This window comes from Vagococcus lutrae (genome assembly GCF_003987555.1).
Lineage (GTDB): Bacteria > Bacillota > Bacilli > Lactobacillales > Vagococcaceae > Vagococcus_A > Vagococcus_A lutrae.
The window spans coordinates 90,318-109,049 of record NZ_NGJW01000004.1 but is presented as its reverse complement, the minus strand read 5'-3'; the positions used below and the strand labels follow the sequence as shown (position 1 = coordinate 109,049).

Genomic DNA, 18,732 nt, shown 5'->3' with positions numbered 1-18,732 from the left:
AGCTGTCACATGAGTGAAGAATGGGTCAATATTGGTGGTTGGATGATAGGGTCCAATGAAGCAGCAGAGTATGAGCGTGATCGGGAAGCTTTAGCTAGTCTATTAATCGAACGCTTGTCAGAAAAATGTACAGACGTTTATCGAGGTGGACAAGGCTCAGAAGATGGAGATTATATATCAGCACAGCATCCCAAAGGGTTTAGCGTCTTTGTGCATCTTGATCCTAGTGAGGTTGAGCGGTACCGTTCTTTTGAAGACAAGGAAGCGTATCTGGAGGATTTGCTCTTTGTCAGCGAACAAGAACATCGTTATTATCAACAACCTGGCAAAATAGAAATGTCTTTAGAAGAAGGGGTTGCTGATTGGCAAGCTTTTCTTAAAATGGCTTATGAAGAAGCGGGAAAGAAGCCTCCTTTATAAAAGGGAGGCTTCTTTTGAGCTTCATGCTAGACATCTTACAAAAGGTAAGATATAATTAGTTCGAAATCGAGATAAATGGAGGTGTTCCAATTGAAAAAACATGAGTTACCTTTAAACTTATTGATTGGTACAATGCGAACGAGTCGGTATTTAGAACAACAAGTTAAACAAGACGTAAAACAATATGGGTTAAATATGACGGAGTTCGCCGTCCTCGAGTTCTTATATCATAAAGGACGTCAACCTATTCAACAGATTTCAGAGAAGATATTAATCGCGAGCAGTAGTACAACCTATGTTATTGATCAATTAGGGAAAAAAGGGCTAGTCAATCGCACACTCTGTCAAAAAGACAAGCGCGTGACGTATGCCGAGTTAACGGAAAAAGGGACGACACTTATGGCAACTGTTTTTCCTAAACATGCCGAAAAGATTATGGAACTTTTCTCCGTGTTAACGGAATCTGAACAAGAGACACTATTAGAAGCGTTAAAAAAAATAAGTCGTTATTAGATTTATTTTTTTGGAAAAATACTTCGAAATCGAGATAAAAGGGGCGAGAATTATGAAAGACATGGAAGATATGACGTTATTAGGATTGCACCATGTGACAGCTATGACTCATGATGTACATCAAAACTATCGTTTTTTTACTGAGGTGCTAGGAATGAGATTGGTTAAAAAAACAGTTAATCAAGATGATATTCATACGTACCATACATTTTATGCAGATGATGTGGGGACTCCAGGGACGGATGTGACGTTTTTTGACTTTCCGCAAAGTGTAGCAGGACGAGCGGGAACCGATAGTTTATATCGGACAAGTTTTCGTGTTCCTAGTGATGCGTCGCTTCTTTATTGGCAAGAGCGTCTGGCTTCTTTCGGTGTTAAAACATCGGAGATAGAAACACGTTTTGGTTCGAAGGTGCTTTTATTTGAGGAGGAAGATGGACAGCGTTATCAGCTGATTTCTGACGAAGATAACAAAGGCGTTGCTGGAGGTATCCCGTGGCAAGCAGGACCTGTTCCTAAAGAACATGCCATTTACGGGTTAGGTCCGATTGAAATTCATCTGCGACATAAACAAGTGTTTCAAGAGTGGTTAGAAAAGCTTTTTGGTTTTCGTGTGATTGCTAAAGAAAATGAACGAACGTTATTAGAGATCGGTGAAGGTGGACATGGTGGTCAAATACATTTGGTTGAAAATCAGACGGACACGACGAGCCGTCAGGGTGATGGAGAGATTCATCACGTCGCCTTGCGTGTGAAAAATCGTGAAGCGCTCAATCAGTGGCAACAACGATTAGAAGCAAGTGGTTTACGTCACTCAGGCTATGTAAATCGCTTTTATTTTGAATCGTTATATGTGCGTGTCGGTCCAATCCTGATCGAACTAGCAACAGATGAGCCAGGATTTATGGGAGATGAGCCTTATGAAACATTAGGTGAGTCGCTATCATTACCACCATTTTTAGAAGCCAAGCGCGACTATATCGAATCGGTTATTAAACCGTTCGATACTCAACGCTAAACTGTGCTAGGAGTGAGAGTCTTTTAGCACATTAATCATAAAGGAGAGATGACCGCAAAATTACCAAAATAGGATTTAATACATAAAGAATAAACTAAAAAACAAACGATTAAAAGGGAGCTAATATATATGTCAACATTTATCGAAACATTAAAAAACCGTCGTTCTATCTATCAAATCGGGAAAAACGTGACGTTAACTAACGAGGAAATTGAAACACTAATTAAAGAAGCTGTAAAAGAAAGTCCTTCTGCCTTTAACTCACAATCTTCTCGTGCAGTTATTTTGTTTGGCGAATCAAGTCAAAAAGTATGGGATATCGTTTTAGGTGAATTAGAGCCATTAACACCGCCAGATGCCTTTGAAGCAACTAAAGAAAAAATTGCCTCATTTGCAGCCGGTCATGGTACGATTTTGTTTTATGAAGATCAAGCGGTTGTTCAACATTTACAAGAGCAATTTGCTTTATATAAAGATAATTTCCCAATCTGGTCTGAACAGTCAACAGGAATTGCTCAACATTCAGTATGGGTAGCCTTATCAGAAGCCGGAATGGGAGCAACGATTCAACATTACAATCCCCTAATAGATGAAAAAGTAGCAGAGTTGTTTGAAATTACTGAAACATGGAAACTTACTGGTCAAATGCCATTTGGTTCAAAAGAAGCGGAAGCAGCGCCGAAAGAATATATGGCTGATACAGATCGTTTTAAAACTTTTGCTTAATCAGTCAAAGTTTTAGCATTTTTGATTGAAAAGCGTTATACTATAATCACTTACTAAAGGTAAGGTGTAAAGAACAGATAGCAGAAAGGAGTGCATCATTGATGAAGAAAATTGGTGTAATCGTAGGAAGTTTAAGAAAAGAGTCGTTTAATCGAAAGGTTGCCAAGAATGTACTAGGCATGTTTCCTGAAGGTTATGAGGCAGAGATAATTGAAATCGGAGAGTTAGTTCACTACAATGAAGATTTAGACCAAGAAGGAATGGTTCCGCAAGCTTGGCAAGATTTTAGAGAAAAAATCGCGCCATTAAGTGCTGTTGTTTTTGTTACACCGGAATATAATCGTGGTTTACCTTCCGTGATAAAAAATGCGTTAGATGTTGGGTCACGTCCTTATGGAGCAAGTGTCTGGGACGGTAAGCCTGCGTTAGTTATCAGTGCTTCGACAGGTGGCCCTGGCGGATTTGGAGCCAATCATCAATTGAGACAATCCTTAGTGTTCTTAAATATGACACCTTTACAACAACCAGAAGCTTATTTAGGTAACGTGCAAGATTTTCTTGATGAAGAAGGGTTAATCGTTAATCAAGGAACGTATGACTATATTCAGTCGATTGTTGATGCCTTTGTCAGCTTGATTGAAAAATTAAGTTAATAATGAGTAAAAAAAACGCCTTTTTCCGAATACGGAGAGGCGTTTTTTAATTTTTAAGAAAAGAAAAAACTTATAGTAAACGCTAAAAAAGCGCATATAAAAGGTTCTAAGATGTGACTTTTTGGTAAAGGGGAGGTCACTGTTTTTTTTCGTTGATAATAGCTAAAAAGTAAAATACCTAGACAGCCACCTAACGTATTAATGACGAGGTCAGTTATATCGGTCACACGGTAAAGCGTAAAAAGTTGTCCGATTTCAATGACGAGTGAAATAAGAAAAACTAGTAACATCTGTCCGAACTTAGAAAAAGAATAATGCCAAAGTATCGCAATGAGAAATCCTATTGGGAGAAACATTAATAAGTTAGTAAGTTCACCAAAATGAAGACCATCAGCGAATAGCTGTAAATTGATATTAGGATGCCAAACGGAGAGATTCAGTCGTTGAATACGATAAACTTCTTTTAAACTGGGGAATCCGACGATAGATTGGCAAATGAAAACCAAATAATTATTAAAAAGTAGCAAAAAAACTAATCCTTTTTTATCGGCTTCCGTATATCGAATAAAAAAATAAAAAGTAGTTATAATAGAAATAACAGCATAACTCATAATAATTCCCCCTGTAAATGAACTACTCTAAGCATAACAAAGATTGTCTATAACGTCATCCGACTTTAGTTGGAAATAAATGGTTCGTCAATTTAGTGAGCATGTTATGATAGAGAGGTTAAGGAGATGATATTAAGATGAAACAGGTTGTTTGGTTGAGGGAAGAATTTCGATTAATGGATAATCAAGCCATATTAGAAGCATTTAAGCATAAAGCAGAAGATGAGAAAATTTTGTTGTTTTTCAATTTAAATCCTGCTCAGTTTTTAGAAGGAACTTATAATCATGATTATTTTTTTCAAGCGTTATTAAAGTTTATTGAATACTTAAAAACAGAAGGAATTCGGATGCATCTGATTGTTGGAACACCGCTAGAAGCGTGGCAGCAACTTATAGTAACTTATCCGACGATTGAAACTGTCTTTTTAAATGAAGCGACTGCAGGAAACGGAGTCAAAAGAGATTTAGAAGTCACAGCAATGTTAGAAAAACTTGGAATTAAGGTGAAAGCATGTCAAGACCGACATTTATGCGGTCCTCATGCTGTGTTAAAAAAAGACGGCACCCCTTATCGTGTTTTTACGCCGTATTATCGACAGTGGCAAGCACAGGTTAAGCGTCCTTATGCGCAAAATCATTCCGTTAAAGGAGAAAAGCACTGGGAAGATAATCAAACGTTAAGCGAAAAAGGTGACAAGCTTTTAAAACGATTAGTGGATGAGAAAAAATATGATATGTCGCATTTAGTCGGCTATGAGCGCGCAGCTGATTTATTAGAACGTTTTGTTCACAAAGTGATGCCTCAGTATCAAGAAACGCGTGATATACCAGCGCTATTTGGTACGAGCGGCCTATCTCCCTATATCAAAACAGGCGAGATTTCCATCCGTCAGATTTGGCAAGTAGCGAACGATGCACCTGACTCGCTCGGGAAAGAGACGTTTCTGAAAGAACTCGCATGGCGAGATTTTTATCATATGATTGACACTTGGTTTCCAAAACAACGACAGGTAGAATTAAAAGAAGAGTATCAAACGCTTGCATGGCGTCACGACGAAAAAGCGTTCAAACAATGGCAAGAAGGTATGACAGGTTATCCAATTATAGATGCTGGCATGCGACAACTAGCAACCACGGGTTGGATGCATAATCGTTTGAGAATGTTGACTGCTTCTTTTTTAACAAAAGATTTATTAATAAACTGGCGATGGGGAGCCCGCCATTTTGAATCGTATTTACTTGATTATGACCCGGCAAGCAATACAGGTGGCTGGCAATGGGCAGCCTCTACTGGGACGGATGCGGTTCCTTATTTTAGAATTTTCAATCCGACGACACAGAGTGAACGTTATGATGCTAAAGGCACGTACATTCGTCGCTATGTTCCTGAGTTACGTCACGTACCTGATGCTTATATTCATGAACCGGCTAAAATGTCACGAGCTGAACAGCAACGTTACCAATGTATCATTGGAGAAGATTACCCCGCTCCCATGGTTGATCATAAAGAAGCAAGGGAAAGAGCGCTAGATTTTTTCAAACAGAGCTAGAAAAAGCAGTCACTTTCATAGTAACTGCTTTTTTTACTTAATCATCATCTTCTACTTTTAAAATAGATAAATCCTGTGCATTTATTTTTACTTCTTTTTCCTTATGTGCTTGTTTTAAGTTGACTTTCCAATAAGTCACACCAAGTTCTTGTTTTAATTCCCACTCGACAGGGGTATAATCTACCGCTTCTTTTTTAGCTGTTTCGGTCACATCGTTTAATGAAGCTAAGTTTGTTAAGTCTATTGCTTTATTTTTCAGTTTGACGCCATTTCGTTCGTCACGATCAAGTGATTCATTTTTTTGTTTCTTAATTTCTTTTGTGGTCGCGTCGACTTTTAACTCATATTCTTCTTGTTCATCTACGCCTTCCAGTTTGTAAATATACTGATTTCGTTCTGGCTCAAGCTCAATGGACGTCAAATGAGTATCGGGATAGGTTTCTTGATAGAGTGCGATGACGTCATCAAGTGACACAGTTATTTCTTGTCCCAAATCGAGGTTTTCACTTGTCGTTTCTCGTGAAGTTTCAGTCTCGGATATCTTCGTTTGGTTCGTTACACTTGTTTCAGTACTAGTAGGCGCTTGTTTGGTTTGACAACCTGAAAGGACAGCCACTAGAGTCACAACTAAGCCGCTCGTTAAAATTCGTTTTATTTTCATAAAAAAACCTCCTTATTTATATTATAATAGAATAGATTAAAAAGAAAAAGTAATGTGCAATCAAAATTAATCGATAAGGCGTGATAAGATGTATAAAAAAATAATCATTTTGATGATAGTAGGGGGAGTGATGTGGGCTTTTTTCTCTCCACGTCCCATATCTTGGGTAATCAAACAACTATTTAAAGGAGGAGTTGCTACATCAAGTCCAAATGAAGCACAAGTTTTTGCTAAAGTTCAAACGATTAACAATCAGTCTTATGGAAAAGGTCAGGCAAAACAATACTATGATGTTGTTATGCCTATTAAAACGAGTCAGTCCATGCCTTGTATTGTATGGGTGCATGGTGGTGCTTATGTCGGTGGAGATAAAGAGGATGTGACAGCTTATGCTAAACACCTTGCCTCTTTTGGTTACATGGTTATCTCAATGAATTATAGCTTAGCGCCAAAAGCCCAATACCCGACGCCACTTTTTGAACTGGATGACTTACTGACTGAACTAAAAGAAAATCGACGTGATTTACCTATAGATTTTAACCAGCTCATTTTAGCGGGGGATTCAGCAGGGGCTCAGATTGTCAGCGAATATATGCGATATGTTATCTCTGATAATCTTTTCGGACAAACGCCGAGTATTACGACACAACAAATAAAGAATTTGTTGTTATTTTGTGGACCATATGACATAGAACCGTTCGTAACGACTTCAACAGGCGTATTTCGGTGGCTCGTTCAGCGTCTAATGGCGGCTTATTTTGCTCCTGCTCGCTCTGTTAACGAGACTGTCTATCAGGATGTTTCGCTTTTACAACAGGACGTGTCTGAGTTTCCACCTTGTTTTGTCACAGATGGCAATGACCAGTCTTTTGAAGACCAGGCGAAAAGGTTAGTCACTCGTTTAGAACAAGTGAAAGTCCCTGTGACAGGTGTTTTTTATCCACGTACGACGGCAATTTTACCCCATGAGTATCAATTTATGTTAGATAAGCCAGAAGCACGTCAAACTTTGGAGGAATTGCAGGCTTTTTTAAACGACCATACATTGCGATAAGATTTGTGGTAAAATAAGAAAGAATTCGTAGAGGAGTGAATAAGATGCAAGTCCACCAAGCAGAAATAGTAATCAGTGCGGTTCGTCCAGAACAATATCCAGCCACTCAAATCCCTGAAATAGCACTAGCAGGTCGCTCAAATGTTGGTAAATCTTCATTTATTAATACTTTAATTAATCGCAAAAATTTAGCACGCACGTCAAGTAAACCTGGTAAAACGCAAACGTTAAATTTTTATTTGATAGAACAGGCTTTTCATTTTGTAGATGTACCAGGGTATGGTTATGCCAAAGTTTCAAAGACTGAAAAAGCTAAATGGGGTCAAATGATTGAAACTTATTTAACAGAGCGCGAACAACTACAAGCTGTTATCAGTGTCGTTGACGCGCGTCATGAACCGTCAAAAGATGACATTCAAATGTATCAGTTTTTAAAGTATTACGATATTCCAACTATTGTCGTTGCGACAAAGATTGATAAAATTCCAAGAGGGAAATGGAATAAGCACGAAAGTATGATCAAAAAAGCTTTAGATTTTCAATCAGAGGATGACTTTATTTTATTTTCTGCGGAAACGAAACATGGAAAAGAAGCAGCTTGGGCTGCGATAGAACCGTTTATTATGGAATAATAGAAAAGGATGAATCAAATGAATTTTAATGAATATCAAAAATTAGCCAATCGCTCACTAAATGGAGATGAGCAAGTTTTAACGAATTGCGCTCTAGGTTTAGCCAAGGAAACGGGTGAAATGCTTGAATTAATTCAGGATTATACATTTAAAAATCGTCCAATGCCGTCTGATAAAGTAGCCAAAGAATTGGGCGACGTTTTATGGTATCTGTCGCAAATTGCTGAGTGGTCAGGTATTAGCTTAGAATCTGTCGCTGAAAGTAATATCGAGCACTTAAAAAAGAGATACCCAGATTGTTTTAAAGAAGATTAAAAACAGCGACCAATAAAGAATTTGGTCGGAAAAGATGAAATGTGTCAACTTTTTTGATATAATGTTATAAATGGAGGGGTACTATTTAAGTACTCCTGTTTTTTATGAAAGGAGCCTTTATGATCGATTCGTATAAACCGACATGGCTTTTGGAAGCAATTTATCATGTCACACCTGAACAGTTAAAAAAACATCACATTAAAGGGATTTTAACCGATTTAGATAATACTTTAATCGCATGGGACAATCCACATGGTACTGAGGAACTTTTAAATTGGTTACTAGCCATGCAAGATGCGGGTATCCCAGTGGTGGTGGTTTCAAATAACAATGAACAACGTGTGGCAAAAGCACTTGAAAAATTTGATTTAGATTTTGTAGCGCGCGCTTTAAAACCTTTTTCAAAAGGAATAAAAGAAGGTGCAAAAAAATTAAATTTACATCCGAGCGAATTAGTGATGGTTGGCGACCAACTCATGACAGATATTAAAGCAGCCAATGCAGCCGGCATGCGTTCAATACTAGTTAAACCAGTTGTGCCAACAGATTCTTGGAAGACAAAATTTAATCGCTGGGTTGAGAAAAAAGTAATGCGTAAATTAAAAGAAAAATATCCAGATATGAAGTGGAGACGTGAGCTAACATGAACGAAGAATTAAGATGTATTGGTTGTGGTGTTGTCATTCAAACAACTGATAAAGAAGCGATTGGCTATACCCCTCCTTCAGCTTTAGAAAAAGGATTAGAGTCAGGCGAGCTATATTGTCAACGTTGTTTTAGATTGCGTCATTATAACGATATTCAAGACGTTTCCTTAACGGATGATGATTTTCTAAGACTATTAAATACGATTGGCACGGAAGACGCGTTAATCGTCAACGTTATTGATATTGTTGACTTTAATGGTAGCTTAATTCCTGGTTTACATCGTTTTGTTGGTAATAATCCCGTCTTATTAGTTGGTAATAAAGTAGATATTTTACCAAAATCTTTAAAACGAGGAAAGCTGACTCAGTGGATGCGCGAGCGTGCACATGAAGCAGGATTACGACCGGAAGAGGTAGTACTCGTCAGTGCAAAAAAACAAGCAGATATGTTAGATTTACTTGAAATCATTGAAAAGCATCGTCGCGGTAAAGATGTCTATGTAGTAGGAGTCACGAATGTAGGGAAATCGACGTTAATCAATGGTATCATTAAAGCAACGGCTAACGTACAAGATGTTATCACGACCTCACAATTTCCAGGGACGACACTCGATAAGATTGAAATTCCGTTGGAAGACGGTCACTTTTTAATCGACACACCGGGAATTATTCATCATCATCAAATGGCGCATTATTTAGCTAAAGATGAATTAAAGATTATCAGTCCTAAAAAAGAAATGAAACCGAAAACTTATCAATTAAATGCCGGACAGACGTTGTTCTTGGGGGCTTTGGCTCGAGTGGATTATGTGAAAGGAGAACGCAATGCGTTTACGGCTTATGTGTCGAATGAACTGGATATTCATCGCACGAAGTTAGAAAAAGCGGATGAATTTTATTCAAAACATGCTGGGACGTTACTTCAGCCGCCGCATGCTTCTCACTTAGCAGATTTTCCAGAACTAGTCGCTCACGAGATTAAAGCCACACCGCAAACTGACTTAGTTATTTCTGGTTTAGGTTGGCTGTCAGTGAAAGAAGCAGGTATTATTGTTGTACATGCACCTAAAGGGGTAGAAGTGATACGACGCAAAAGCTTGATATAAAAGGAGACCATAATATGGCATTAAGAGGAAAGCAAAAACGTTTTTTAAGAAGTGAAGCCCATCATTTAACACCAATTTTTCAAATTGGTAAAGGTGGTTTAAATGAAGCGATGACGATTCAAATCGCCGAAGCTCTAGAAAAAAGAGAGTTGATAAAGGTTTCTTTACTGCAAAATACAGATGAAGAAGCGTCAGATGTCGCAGTTAGATTAGCCGAAGCTATTGATTGCGAAGTGGTACAAATTATCGGACGGGTGATTGTATTATACAAAGCATCGTCACGTGAAAAGTATCAGCAACTATCTCCGCTTGTAAAAAAGATGGGTTAAAGGAGTCAGGTAGGAATGAAACGAATGTCTAAGAGTGTCACGATGGAAACGAGTAAGATTGAAACACAGTTAGAACCGACCGCACCCGTTCACCGTCGACAAGTTGGCATTTTAGGTGGAAGTTTTAATCCCGTCCATGTAGCACATTTGACGATTGCTGATCAAGTTCGACACCAATTAGGTTTGGATGAAGTCAGATTGATGCCGAGCTATCTTTCACCGCATGTCGATGAGAAGAAAACGATTGACAGTTCATGGCGTTTAAAAATGCTAGAATTGGCGATAGTTGATAATCCTGAGTTAACGATTGAGCGATGTGAAATCGAACGACAAGGAAAAAGTTATACGATTGATACTATGAGAGAGTTAACGAGTCGTCATCCAGAGATAGATTTTTATTTTATCATTGGAGGGGACATGGTTGATTATCTATCCACTTGGCAAGAAATCGATGAGTTATTGACACTGGTTAAATTTGTCGGTGTTAAAAGACCAGGATATCCAGAAGAATCAGCTTATCCGATTATTTGGGTGGATGTGCCTCAGATGTCAATTAGTTCATCAGAGATTCGTCGTAAAGTTGCTCAAGGTTGCACCATTCGTTATTTAGTGCCAGAATTAGTAAGAGAGTATATCATGAAAGAAGGTTTATACTTAGATGACAACGCATTACCAAGAGGGCGTCGTCCCTTATAGCCGAGAAGAGTTACTAGAACAAGTTGCGAGTCAAATGAGTGAAAAGCGTTTCAATCATGTCAAACGTGTTGAAAAAATGGCAATAAAGTTAGCTGAAATATATGGTGAATCTATTGAAAAAGCCAGTATTGCAGCATTGACACATGATTATGGAAAAGAACGTTCCGATGAAGAATATCGTCGCAAAATCATGACGGAAGGACACGACGCGTCACTTTTAGCTTATGGAAATGAAATATGGCATGGGTTACTAGGTGCTGATTTTGTCCGAGATGAGCTAGGAATTAATGACGATGATATTTTAGAAGCCATACGCACGCATACTACCGGTGCGGCGGATATGTCACTTTTGGGCAAAATTATTTATGTTGCCGATTATGTAGAAGAAGGACGAACATTTCCCGGTGTAGAAGATTGTCGGACGTTAGCATTTAAAGATTTAGATCAGGCAGTAGCGTATGAGACGAAGCATACCTTATTATATTTAATAGAAAATGAAAAAATGATCTACCCGAAGACTCTTGAAACGTATAATCGTTGGGTCGTTCAATCATTATAAGAGGAGGAGATTATCATAGATAGTCAGAATTTATTAGAATTAGTCGTTAAAGCAGCTGATGACAAGCGTGCCGAAGATATTGTAGCATTAGACGTTCAAAACGTGTCCTTGTTAGCTGATTACTTTGTTATTTGTCATGGTAATAGTGAAAAACAAGTAGCCGCAATTATTGACGGTATATCAGAAAAAGTCCACGAAGCAGGAGCAGAGGTCGGGCGTATTGAAGGAAAAGATGGTGGTAAATGGGTGCTTGCCGATTTAGGCGATGTGATTGTACACGTCTTTCACCATGAAGAACGCTCATTTTATAATTTAGAAAAATTATGGTCAGACGCGCCTCTAGTGAATTTAAACGAGTGGGTATCTTAATATGTCCTATGAAACATTTGCGTTTGTCTATGATGAAGTCATGGATGCGAGCCTCTATCAAGACTGGCTCGCTTTTTCACGCCGTCACCTACCAGCTGAAACTAAGCGAATTTTAGAATTAGCTTGCGGTACGGGCGCCTTGGCGTGTGAATTTGCACGTGAAGGATATGATGTTACCGCGCTTGATTTATCAGAAGAGATGTTAATGATGGCAAGTGAGCGTGCCGAAGAAGAGGATGTCCATATTCAGTTAGTAAAAGGAGATATGCGTGATTTATCAGAAGTAGGCACGTATGAAGCTATTACTTGTTTTTCTGATTCGCTATGTTATATGCCTGACCGCCAAGCCGTTCAACAAGTTTTTGATACAGTTTACAATGCGCTTGAACCTAATGGTTGTTTTATTTTCGATGTTCATTCAACCTTTCAAGTAGCGAGTGTTTTTCCAGAATATAGCTACCATTATCAAACAGAAGAGTTTGCTTTTTTATGGGATAGTTATCCAGGAGAAACGGAGTTTTCGATTGAACACTTTCTTACTTTTTTTGTGAAAAAAGAAGGAACTGAAGTATTTGAACGTTATGATGAACTTCATCAAGAACGTACTTATGCTTTGGAGAACTATCACATGATGTTAGAAAATGCGAATTTTTCTAAAATTAAAATTATGGCGGACTTCTCTGACGAAGCACCTCATGAGATGAGTCGTCGCTGGTTTTTTGTATGTCAAAAATAAAAAAACTATTCCAATCTTTTTGGAATAGTTTTTTTTGCATTTAACTTGGATTTACTGAGTAAAAAGGTACCACAAGGCGTCCGTTTAGATCGTCAACTTTTTTTGCATCCGTATCTTCAAATTCATGAACATCCACTAATACGGAAAGATCATAAATTTTTTCTACTGTTCCTTTAAATGATTTTTTTAGTAAAGGACTTTCGCACGTGTATGTTTGTCCCACTTCGATTTTATCCGCTTCCATACCATCACCTTCGCTTCAACGTAGTAATAAGGAACAAAAATTCTGTTCACTTTTTTAGATAATACCATGTTACTATAGCTTTGTAAAACAATATAAAAAACGACTGAGAAACGTTGTCCGAAAAAAGAAAGTATAAATAACGAAAAAATAAAAAAACGAATCATTTCGCTTGATATTCTCTGATAAATAGTGTAAATTAGTCAAGGATGATAACGAACAACCGGTTTTAATCACGAATGTTCGTTTTTTCCTACTACTATTAAAGGAGGTATCAAGATGAAGATTTTCGATTATGAAGATATTCAATTGATTCCAAACAAATGTATTGTAAACAGCCGCTCCGAGTGTGATACTAGTGTGACATTAGGTAAGCACACATTTAAAATGCCAGTCGTGCCAGCAAATATGCAAACAATCGTCGATGAAACGATTGCAGAATGGTTAGCGGAGAATGGTTACTTCTATATTATGCACCGTTTTGAAGAAGAAAAACGCGTTCCATTTATAAAAAGAATGCATGAAAAAGGATTAATTTCATCTATCAGCGTTGGTGTAAAAGCAGATGAGTATGCGTTTGTCGAATCACTACGCGAGCAAGATTTAAAGCCTGACTTTGTAACGATTGATATCGCACATGGACATGCTAACTCTGTGATTAATATGATTCAACACTTAAAGAAACATTTACCAGAAACGTTTGTCATCGCAGGTAACGTGGGAACACCCGAAGCTGTTCGTGAATTAGAAAATGCAGGGGCAGATGCGACAAAAGTTGGGATTGGGCCAGGAAAAGTATGTATTACCAAACTAAAAACAGGTTTTGGAACAGGTGGTTGGCAATTAGCTGCGGTACGTCGTTGTAGTAAAGCAGCACGCAAACCGATTATCGCTGACGGAGGTATCCGTACGCACGGAGATATTGCGAAATCTATCCGTTTCGGTGCGAGCATGGTGATGATTGGATCATTATTTGCTGGACATGAAGAGTCACCGGGAGAAACAAAAGAAGAAGATGGCGTGATTTACAAAGAGTACTTTGGCAGTGCGTCTGAGTTCCAAAAAGGTGAAAAGAAAAATGTTGAAGGTAAGAAAATCTGGGTAACACATAAAGGTTCACTAGCAGATACGCTAGTTGAAATGCAACAAGATTTACAATCTTCTATCTCTTATGCAGGTGGCAATGATTTAGAAGCCATTCGTAAAGTTGATTACGTGATTGTTAAAAACTCTATTTTTAATGGTGACACAATTTAATCAAAAAAGCAGAACGTTTAAACGTTCTGCTTTTTTTCTATTTGTATAACATTTTCTTCGTCAAGTGTGAGACAGGACGATAGAGAAGCGTCACGATGATAATGGCAGCTAATGCATTGATGACGGTAATATAAAGCGTGCTGAAGCTAGCGACAGCAGCGATAGAAGCAGAACTTCCCAGAGCTAATTGGATGACAAAATTCTTTAAGAACGTCATCATAATTTTAGCCAATGCTGCAATAAACATTACTAACGGGATAAACCATGCCTTTTGTTCATATCGCTTTAGGCGTAAAAAAGCATAACTTAATACTGCTCCGACAACAAAGCTTTCCAGTATAAAATAAGGGGCTTCGACGGCAAAGCCATTTAAGACATCAAAAATAGCAAACCCGATACCGCCTGCTAGTGACCCTTTAAAAAAGCCAAGAGTTAAAACAGCTAATGAAAGTATTGGGAGGCCAAAATGGAAAAAAGGATTACCGACAAGAGCGGGCAATGGGACACGGATACTTGTTCCCACAACGGTTAGCGCTGCAAACAGTCCCATTAAGACCACTTCAGATGTTTTCCAACGATTCGTATTATTCATGGGGCATCTCCTGTTCATTTAATCGTTCATTTAAGCGTGTGTCTGTTTGAAAATAAGCGCCGTGCCAAACATAGCCAGTGAAGTCATTTAAATATAAGCCATGGTCAATCGCTTCTCGCACATAGTTTTTTGCTAAACCGACTGCTTTGTTTAATGGAATATCGCGAGCTAAAGAAGCCGTGATAGCTGCAGCAAAAGAACAACCAGCTCCATGATTAGTATCAGTCGCAAGTTTTGCTTGTTCATAAAAATGATAGGCAGTCCCGTCATAAAATAAATCAGTCGCTATTTCACCCGGGAAACGAGCGCCTCCTTTGATAACAACCGATTTGGCGCCTAATTGATGAATCTTTTGTGCAGCTTTTTTCATATCTGTTTTCGTTTCGATATGAGAAATACCAGACAAAATTTGTGCTTCTACTAAATTAGGTGTTATCACATCTGCCAAAGGAATCAACGCGTCAATCATCGCAGATACCAGTTCAGGCTGAAGAACGTCATTATTGCCCTTAACTGCCATAACAGGGTCTAAAACGACTTTCGTTTGCCTGTTAGTTGTTAAATAAGATTCGATGAGAGTAACCACGTCGCTACTTCCTAACAACCCTATTTTGACTGCGGCTAAAGCACCGCCAGAAAAGGCCGTGGCTAATTGTTTTTCTACTACTTCAAGTGGAATCGGATGAATACTTGGAATAGGTGCTGCTGGGTCGACCGTTAAAATACTTGTCAGACTACTTAATCCAAAAGTTCCAAACTCTTGAAAGGTTTTTAAATCAGCTTGAATACCAGCACCTCCGCCGGCGTCCGATCCTGCAATCGTTAAAACTTTCTTTATCAAAATAAACGCCTCCTAGTTGATGATGTTAATAAGTTTATCACGTTGTAATTTAATGAGTACTACCAATTCACAAAAATTGGACCCATCCACTTTTTGAATTATGATATACTACCTAAGAGGTGATTCTATGTTAGAACTTGATAAAAGCAGTAACGTACCATTATATCGTCAAGTCATGCATCAAATGATAGAAAAGATAAATCAAGGAACATATGCTCCAGCCACACGGTTGCCTTCTGAGCGTCAACTGGCACGCGAGCTTGGTGTCAATCGGAGTACGGTTGTGCGAGCTTATGATGAATTGTACGCCCTAGCTTTTGTCGAAAGACGAGAAGGTAGTGGGACGTATGTTCGACTGCCCGAAAACTTAAAAAATTTATATGCACAAAGGCAACCTGACCAACTCTTGTCAACGATAAATCAGCAAAATAGCGACTATACAACATACGATGATATTAAGCTCTATCTACAGTCCCACGATGAAGTGATTGATACGTTTACCGGTGAGTTGCCTTCAACGTTAGTCCCTAATTTGACGCTCCCGCCTTTTCACTGGCAAGATTTTTTACAGCAGCCAGTTGAGTCATTTGGTTCGGAAAGTTTACGAGAAGGCATTTCTTCTTTAATGAAAAAAGCCTATGGTTATCGACCAGATGTTAAGGAGTTACTTTTAACGGCAGGTGGTCAGCAAAGTCTGTATCTTCTGTTACAGACATTATTAAAACCAGGCGATGTTGTTGCGATTGAATCACCATCATTTTTTAGAGGGCTGTCGATTTTAAAGGCAATGTCATTAAAAGTTATTGAAATACCAGTCGACGATGAAGGAATGGTCGTAGAAAAACTAGCAGAAGAGTGGCAGCATCATTCGATTCGTTTAGTGATTACTAATCCTAATTTTCAAAATCCTACGGGAACAACATTGACTAAAAAAAGACGTCTTACTTTACTCAAACTGTGTCAAAAATATCGTGTTCCTTTGATTGAAGATGATGTTTTTGGCTTGTTATCATTTGATACCGCTCAGCAAGTGCCAGTCTTAAAGCAAATGGCGCCTGAAATGGTCATCTATCTAGGCTCACTGTCTAAGATACTGGGACAGCGCGTGCAACTAGGTTGGATAGATGCTCCGGTCGGACTTCTAGAGCAAGTCGTCAGGCTGAGAGACTCTGCCGAAAGTCAGTTGAGTATTTTTCCGCAGGTACTTGCAAGTCACGCCTTAAATCAACCCAGTTTTTATAATCAACTATTAATGACGAAACAGCAATTACAGAAACAATGCGCTCTTTTAGAAGAAGCCTTTGAAGAAATAGGTGAAGATTGGAAGGTTTTTTGGCCAAGAGGGGGTTACTACGTATGGTTGACATATCAAGGTCGCGTTTTAACTAAAGAAGACTGGGATGTTTTATTGTCATTTGGTGTTGCTGTATTGCCTAGCTATTTGATTGAGACATCTACCCAAAGTTGTCGCATGAACTTTGCGCGTATTCAAGTAGAGGAATTACCTACACTGATTAAAGCATTTCGGGACACAACACGATTGTGGCGAAAAGAAAAAACACGTTAGTAGACGTGTTTTTTTGTTATGTAAATGTTGATATGATCACGTTTTAACGCTTCATCTAAAATAAATGTATAAAAAAACTTGCAAAATAAAAACAAACCCTATATACTTTGACTATCAAATGATTTGATTATCAAAGTAAATGAAGTGAGGTTAATCCATGGATGCCAATTTAGAAAAAGTCAATAAATATTTAGTGACCGTTTTTAATGATATTTTGACCATTGAGGAATCAGAATTACAGAAAAGTCAATTTGATGACCTTTCGATTAAAGAAATGCATACAATCGAAGCGATTGGTTTACACAACGAACGAACATCGAGTGAAGTCGCCAAACGCTTGTCTATCACAGTAGGCACGTTGACTGTTGCGATTAATAATTTAGAAAAAAAAGGCTATGTTGAACGGGTGCGTAGTGAAAAAGACCGACGTATCGTGCGTTTAAAATTAACAAATCGTGGTCGTCTATTTTACCGTGTGCACCAACATTTTCATAAAAAAATGGTCGAAGCAGCCTTGAAAGATATGGATGAAAGCGAGCAACAAGCACTGATTAAAGGCTTAGCAAACTTACATCAGTTTTTAAAAGGTCATTATTAAAAGAAAGCAGGGAAGAACATGTATGCGAAAATTACGCAAACAGCACAGTCATTACCTGCCCATTACTTGAGTAATGACGATTTATCGAAAATAATGCCGACAAATGATGAGTGGATTACCACTCGGACGGGGATAAAACAACGTCGTGTTGTGACTGAGCAATCGACAACTGATTTATGTGTAGACGTGGCGTTAAAGCTTATTCGGAAACGTTCTTTTGCTGCGGAGACACTTGATTTTATCATCGTGGCAACGATGACCCCTGATTTTCAAACTCCGTCTGTTGCATCATGTGTGCAAGGGGCAATTGGAGCGACGAACGCGTTGGCGTTCGATTTAAATGCTGCGTGTAGCGGTTTTGTCTACGCATTAAGTATGGCAGAGAAATTAATTCGGACTGGTTCTAAGTGTGGGTTAGTCATTGGTGGTGAAACAATGTCTAAATTAGTCGATTGGCAAGATCGTCGAACTGCCGTCTTATTTGGAGACGGTGCAGCCGGAGTTTTAATTGAAAATACTGCCACCGAGCCACTTTTTATCAAAGAAATACTAGCGTCTGATGGGACGAAAAGTACAGCTTTGCAAGCGCCAAGTCTGGCAAATAACAGTCCATTTTTCAAGGGAGTAAATTCTACTCGTCCTTTTATCGAAATGAATGGTCGGGCAATTTTTGATTTTGCTACTCGCAATGTATCAAAAACAATGCTGGAACTGCTTGAGGTGACACAGACGGATGTAGAAGCAATTAATTGGGTAATTGCTCATCAAGCAAATGCACGTTTATTAAGTGCTATGGCGAAGAAAACTGGTATTCGCCAAGAAAAGTTTTTGAGTAATATAGCCAACGTCGGTAACACATCAAGTGCTTCGATACCGCTAGTATTAGATGACTATGTATCGAACGGGACGATTCCCTTGGATGGCACTCACTTAACACTATTAACTGGTTTTGGCGGCGGTTTGACGTGGGGAAGTATGCTCGTCCGACTCTAAGACAAAACAAGCTAATATAAAAAATAAAATACTATTTGGAGGAACAAC

Annotated in this window: 25 protein-coding genes; 20 read left to right on the top strand and 5 right to left on the bottom strand. The window is 38.5% G+C overall.

Annotated features, from left to right (window positions below; genetic code table 11):
* Positions 1-9: 9 nt before the first annotated feature.
* The 5 genes from CBF33_RS04245 to CBF33_RS04225 all read left to right on the top strand — a co-directional run bounded on the left by CBF33_RS04245 (position 10) and on the right by CBF33_RS04225 (position 3,330).
* The gene (locus CBF33_RS04245; protein ID WP_126761912.1) at positions 10-420 is read left to right on the top strand and encodes a hypothetical protein; all 411 of its coding nucleotides are present in this window, start codon (positions 10-12) and stop codon (positions 418-420) included.
* Positions 421-510: 90 nt separating this feature from the next.
* Positions 511-933, top strand: coding sequence for a MarR family winged helix-turn-helix transcriptional regulator (locus CBF33_RS04240; protein WP_371871934.1), 423 nt, complete (start codon positions 511-513; stop codon positions 931-933).
* 52 nt (positions 934-985) lie between these two features.
* A complete protein-coding gene (locus CBF33_RS04235; protein ID WP_425330196.1) occupies positions 986-1,951 on the top strand; it encodes a ring-cleaving dioxygenase in 966 nt (321 codons plus the stop codon).
* A 129-nt stretch (positions 1,952-2,080) separates the two neighbouring features.
* Positions 2,081-2,677 carry a nitroreductase family protein gene (locus CBF33_RS04230; protein ID WP_126761908.1) on the top strand — a complete coding sequence of 199 codons (597 nt, stop codon included), beginning with the start codon at positions 2,081-2,083 and terminating at the stop codon, positions 2,675-2,677.
* A 98-nt stretch (positions 2,678-2,775) separates the two neighbouring features.
* Positions 2,776-3,330 carry an NADPH-dependent FMN reductase gene (locus tag CBF33_RS04225; protein WP_222317383.1) on the top strand — a complete coding sequence of 185 codons (555 nt, stop codon included), beginning with the start codon at positions 2,776-2,778 and terminating at the stop codon, positions 3,328-3,330.
* 53 nt (positions 3,331-3,383) lie between these two features.
* On the opposite strand, the gene CBF33_RS04220 is transcribed toward CBF33_RS04225, so the two are convergent.
* The gene (locus tag CBF33_RS04220; protein WP_126761904.1) at positions 3,384-3,941 is read right to left on the bottom strand and encodes a VanZ family protein; all 558 of its coding nucleotides are present in this window, start codon (positions 3,939-3,941) and stop codon (positions 3,384-3,386) included.
* A gap of 137 nt (positions 3,942-4,078) precedes the next feature.
* Between CBF33_RS04220 and CBF33_RS04215 the strand changes: the two genes are divergently transcribed.
* Positions 4,079-5,491 (top strand): cryptochrome/photolyase family protein, encoded by a 1,413-nt coding sequence (locus tag CBF33_RS04215; RefSeq protein ID WP_126761902.1) that lies wholly within the window; start codon positions 4,079-4,081, stop codon positions 5,489-5,491.
* A gap of 37 nt (positions 5,492-5,528) precedes the next feature.
* Here the strand turns inward: CBF33_RS04215 and CBF33_RS04210 are convergent, their stop codons facing one another.
* A complete protein-coding gene (locus CBF33_RS04210; protein WP_126761900.1) occupies positions 5,529-6,152 on the bottom strand; it encodes a PepSY domain-containing protein in 624 nt (207 codons plus the stop codon).
* A gap of 88 nt (positions 6,153-6,240) precedes the next feature.
* On the opposite strand from CBF33_RS04210, the gene CBF33_RS04205 reads away from it, so the two are divergent.
* From CBF33_RS04205 to CBF33_RS04160, 10 genes are all read left to right on the top strand, one after another.
* Positions 6,241-7,206 carry an alpha/beta hydrolase gene (locus CBF33_RS04205; protein WP_126761898.1) on the top strand — a complete coding sequence of 322 codons (966 nt, stop codon included), beginning with the start codon at positions 6,241-6,243 and terminating at the stop codon, positions 7,204-7,206.
* Positions 7,207-7,250: 44 nt separating this feature from the next.
* On the top strand, positions 7,251-7,838 hold the full coding sequence (gene yihA / locus CBF33_RS04200; RefSeq protein ID WP_126761896.1) for a ribosome biogenesis GTP-binding protein YihA/YsxC: 588 nt from the start codon (positions 7,251-7,253) through the stop codon (positions 7,836-7,838).
* Positions 7,839-7,856: 18 nt separating this feature from the next.
* Positions 7,857-8,153, top strand: coding sequence for a nucleoside triphosphate pyrophosphohydrolase family protein (locus CBF33_RS04195; RefSeq protein WP_126761894.1), 297 nt, complete (start codon positions 7,857-7,859; stop codon positions 8,151-8,153).
* Positions 8,154-8,272: 119 nt separating this feature from the next.
* Positions 8,273-8,800, top strand: a complete 528-nt coding sequence (locus tag CBF33_RS04190; protein WP_126761892.1) for a YqeG family HAD IIIA-type phosphatase — start codon at positions 8,273-8,275, stop codon at positions 8,798-8,800.
* The gene (gene yqeH / locus CBF33_RS04185) at positions 8,797-9,906 is read left to right on the top strand and encodes a ribosome biogenesis GTPase YqeH (protein ID WP_023605445.1); all 1,110 of its coding nucleotides are present in this window, start codon (positions 8,797-8,799) and stop codon (positions 9,904-9,906) included. Before CBF33_RS04190 ends, yqeH begins: the two co-directional genes overlap by 4 nt.
* Before the next feature lie 14 nt (positions 9,907-9,920).
* Entirely contained in the window at positions 9,921-10,235 is a 315-nt protein-coding gene (gene yhbY / locus CBF33_RS04180; RefSeq protein ID WP_126761890.1) for a ribosome assembly RNA-binding protein YhbY, read from the top strand.
* A 42-nt stretch (positions 10,236-10,277) separates the two neighbouring features.
* A complete protein-coding gene (locus CBF33_RS04175) occupies positions 10,278-10,931 on the top strand; it encodes a nicotinate-nucleotide adenylyltransferase (RefSeq protein WP_244919689.1) in 654 nt (217 codons plus the stop codon).
* Positions 10,894-11,490: a bis(5'-nucleosyl)-tetraphosphatase (symmetrical) YqeK gene (gene yqeK / locus CBF33_RS04170; RefSeq protein WP_023605442.1), complete on the top strand. Its 597-nt coding sequence runs from the start codon at positions 10,894-10,896 to the stop codon at positions 11,488-11,490. The genes CBF33_RS04175 and yqeK overlap by 38 nt, the downstream gene beginning before the upstream one ends.
* 15 nt (positions 11,491-11,505) lie before the next feature.
* Positions 11,506-11,859, top strand: a complete 354-nt coding sequence (gene rsfS, locus CBF33_RS04165; protein ID WP_126761886.1) for a ribosome silencing factor — start codon at positions 11,506-11,508, stop codon at positions 11,857-11,859.
* A gap of 1 nt (position 11,860) precedes the next feature.
* Positions 11,861-12,595: a class I SAM-dependent DNA methyltransferase gene (locus CBF33_RS04160; protein ID WP_126761884.1), complete on the top strand. Its 735-nt coding sequence runs from the start codon at positions 11,861-11,863 to the stop codon at positions 12,593-12,595.
* Between the two features lie 40 nt (positions 12,596-12,635).
* Here the strand turns inward: CBF33_RS04160 and CBF33_RS04155 are convergent, their stop codons facing one another.
* A complete protein-coding gene (locus tag CBF33_RS04155; protein ID WP_023605439.1) occupies positions 12,636-12,839 on the bottom strand; it encodes a hypothetical protein in 204 nt (67 codons plus the stop codon).
* 276 nt (positions 12,840-13,115) lie between these two features.
* Between CBF33_RS04155 and guaC the strand changes: the two genes are divergently transcribed.
* Positions 13,116-14,093 (top strand): GMP reductase, encoded by a 978-nt coding sequence (guaC, locus tag CBF33_RS04150; RefSeq protein WP_126761882.1) that lies wholly within the window; start codon positions 13,116-13,118, stop codon positions 14,091-14,093.
* 37 nt (positions 14,094-14,130) lie between these two features.
* On the opposite strand, the gene CBF33_RS04145 is transcribed toward guaC, so the two are convergent.
* Positions 14,131-14,685, bottom strand: a complete 555-nt coding sequence (locus CBF33_RS04145; protein ID WP_126761879.1) for an ECF transporter S component — start codon at positions 14,683-14,685, stop codon at positions 14,131-14,133.
* Positions 14,678-15,523, bottom strand: a complete 846-nt coding sequence (gene thiD, locus CBF33_RS04140; RefSeq protein WP_211329524.1) for a bifunctional hydroxymethylpyrimidine kinase/phosphomethylpyrimidine kinase — start codon at positions 15,521-15,523, stop codon at positions 14,678-14,680. The genes CBF33_RS04145 and thiD overlap by 8 nt, the downstream gene beginning before the upstream one ends.
* 130 nt (positions 15,524-15,653) lie before the next feature.
* Here thiD and CBF33_RS04135 point away from each other — a divergent pair, with 130 nt between their 5' ends.
* From CBF33_RS04135 to CBF33_RS04125, 3 genes are all read left to right on the top strand, one after another.
* Positions 15,654-17,093, top strand: a complete 1,440-nt coding sequence (locus CBF33_RS04135; RefSeq protein WP_170167746.1) for an aminotransferase-like domain-containing protein — start codon at positions 15,654-15,656, stop codon at positions 17,091-17,093.
* Between the two features lie 157 nt (positions 17,094-17,250).
* Complete coding sequence (fabT, locus tag CBF33_RS04130; protein WP_023605434.1) at positions 17,251-17,691, top strand: fatty acid biosynthesis transcriptional regulator FabT; 441 nt, start codon at positions 17,251-17,253, stop codon at positions 17,689-17,691.
* Positions 17,692-17,709: 18 nt separating this feature from the next.
* A complete protein-coding gene (locus CBF33_RS04125) occupies positions 17,710-18,684 on the top strand; it encodes a beta-ketoacyl-ACP synthase III (RefSeq protein ID WP_126761873.1) in 975 nt (324 codons plus the stop codon).
* Positions 18,685-18,732 lie beyond the last annotated feature (48 nt).

Coding starts and splice junctions, on each gene's coding strand:
- fabT (WP_023605434.1), top strand. CDS start 17,251: ATGGATGCCAATTTAGAAAAAGTCAATAAATATTTAGTGACCGTTTTT.
- guaC (WP_126761882.1), top strand. CDS start 13,116: ATGAAGATTTTCGATTATGAAGATATTCAATTGATTCCAAACAAATGT.
- CBF33_RS04205 (WP_126761898.1), top strand. CDS start 6,241: ATGTATAAAAAAATAATCATTTTGATGATAGTAGGGGGAGTGATGTGG.
- CBF33_RS04175 (WP_244919689.1), top strand. CDS start 10,278: ATGGAAACGAGTAAGATTGAAACACAGTTAGAACCGACCGCACCCGTT.
- yqeH (WP_023605445.1), top strand. CDS start 8,797: ATGAACGAAGAATTAAGATGTATTGGTTGTGGTGTTGTCATTCAAACA.
- CBF33_RS04125 (WP_126761873.1), top strand. CDS start 17,710: ATGTATGCGAAAATTACGCAAACAGCACAGTCATTACCTGCCCATTAC.
- CBF33_RS04230 (WP_126761908.1), top strand. CDS start 2,081: ATGTCAACATTTATCGAAACATTAAAAAACCGTCGTTCTATCTATCAA.
- CBF33_RS04215 (WP_126761902.1), top strand. CDS start 4,079: ATGAAACAGGTTGTTTGGTTGAGGGAAGAATTTCGATTAATGGATAAT.
- CBF33_RS04145 (WP_126761879.1), bottom strand. CDS start 14,685: ATGAATAATACGAATCGTTGGAAAACATCTGAAGTGGTCTTAATGGGA.
- CBF33_RS04245 (WP_126761912.1), top strand. CDS start 10: ATGAGTGAAGAATGGGTCAATATTGGTGGTTGGATGATAGGGTCCAAT.
- CBF33_RS04210 (WP_126761900.1), bottom strand. CDS start 6,152: ATGAAAATAAAACGAATTTTAACGAGCGGCTTAGTTGTGACTCTAGTG.
- CBF33_RS04160 (WP_126761884.1), top strand. CDS start 11,861: ATGTCCTATGAAACATTTGCGTTTGTCTATGATGAAGTCATGGATGCG.
- CBF33_RS04155 (WP_023605439.1), bottom strand. CDS start 12,839: ATGGAAGCGGATAAAATCGAAGTGGGACAAACATACACGTGCGAAAGT.
- yqeK (WP_023605442.1), top strand. CDS start 10,894: ATGACAACGCATTACCAAGAGGGCGTCGTCCCTTATAGCCGAGAAGAG.
- CBF33_RS04195 (WP_126761894.1), top strand. CDS start 7,857: ATGAATTTTAATGAATATCAAAAATTAGCCAATCGCTCACTAAATGGA.
- yhbY (WP_126761890.1), top strand. CDS start 9,921: ATGGCATTAAGAGGAAAGCAAAAACGTTTTTTAAGAAGTGAAGCCCAT.
- CBF33_RS04190 (WP_126761892.1), top strand. CDS start 8,273: ATGATCGATTCGTATAAACCGACATGGCTTTTGGAAGCAATTTATCAT.
- CBF33_RS04135 (WP_170167746.1), top strand. CDS start 15,654: ATGTTAGAACTTGATAAAAGCAGTAACGTACCATTATATCGTCAAGTC.
- yihA (WP_126761896.1), top strand. CDS start 7,251: ATGCAAGTCCACCAAGCAGAAATAGTAATCAGTGCGGTTCGTCCAGAA.
- CBF33_RS04220 (WP_126761904.1), bottom strand. CDS start 3,941: ATGAGTTATGCTGTTATTTCTATTATAACTACTTTTTATTTTTTTATT.
- CBF33_RS04235 (WP_425330196.1), top strand. CDS start 986: ATGAAAGACATGGAAGATATGACGTTATTAGGATTGCACCATGTGACA.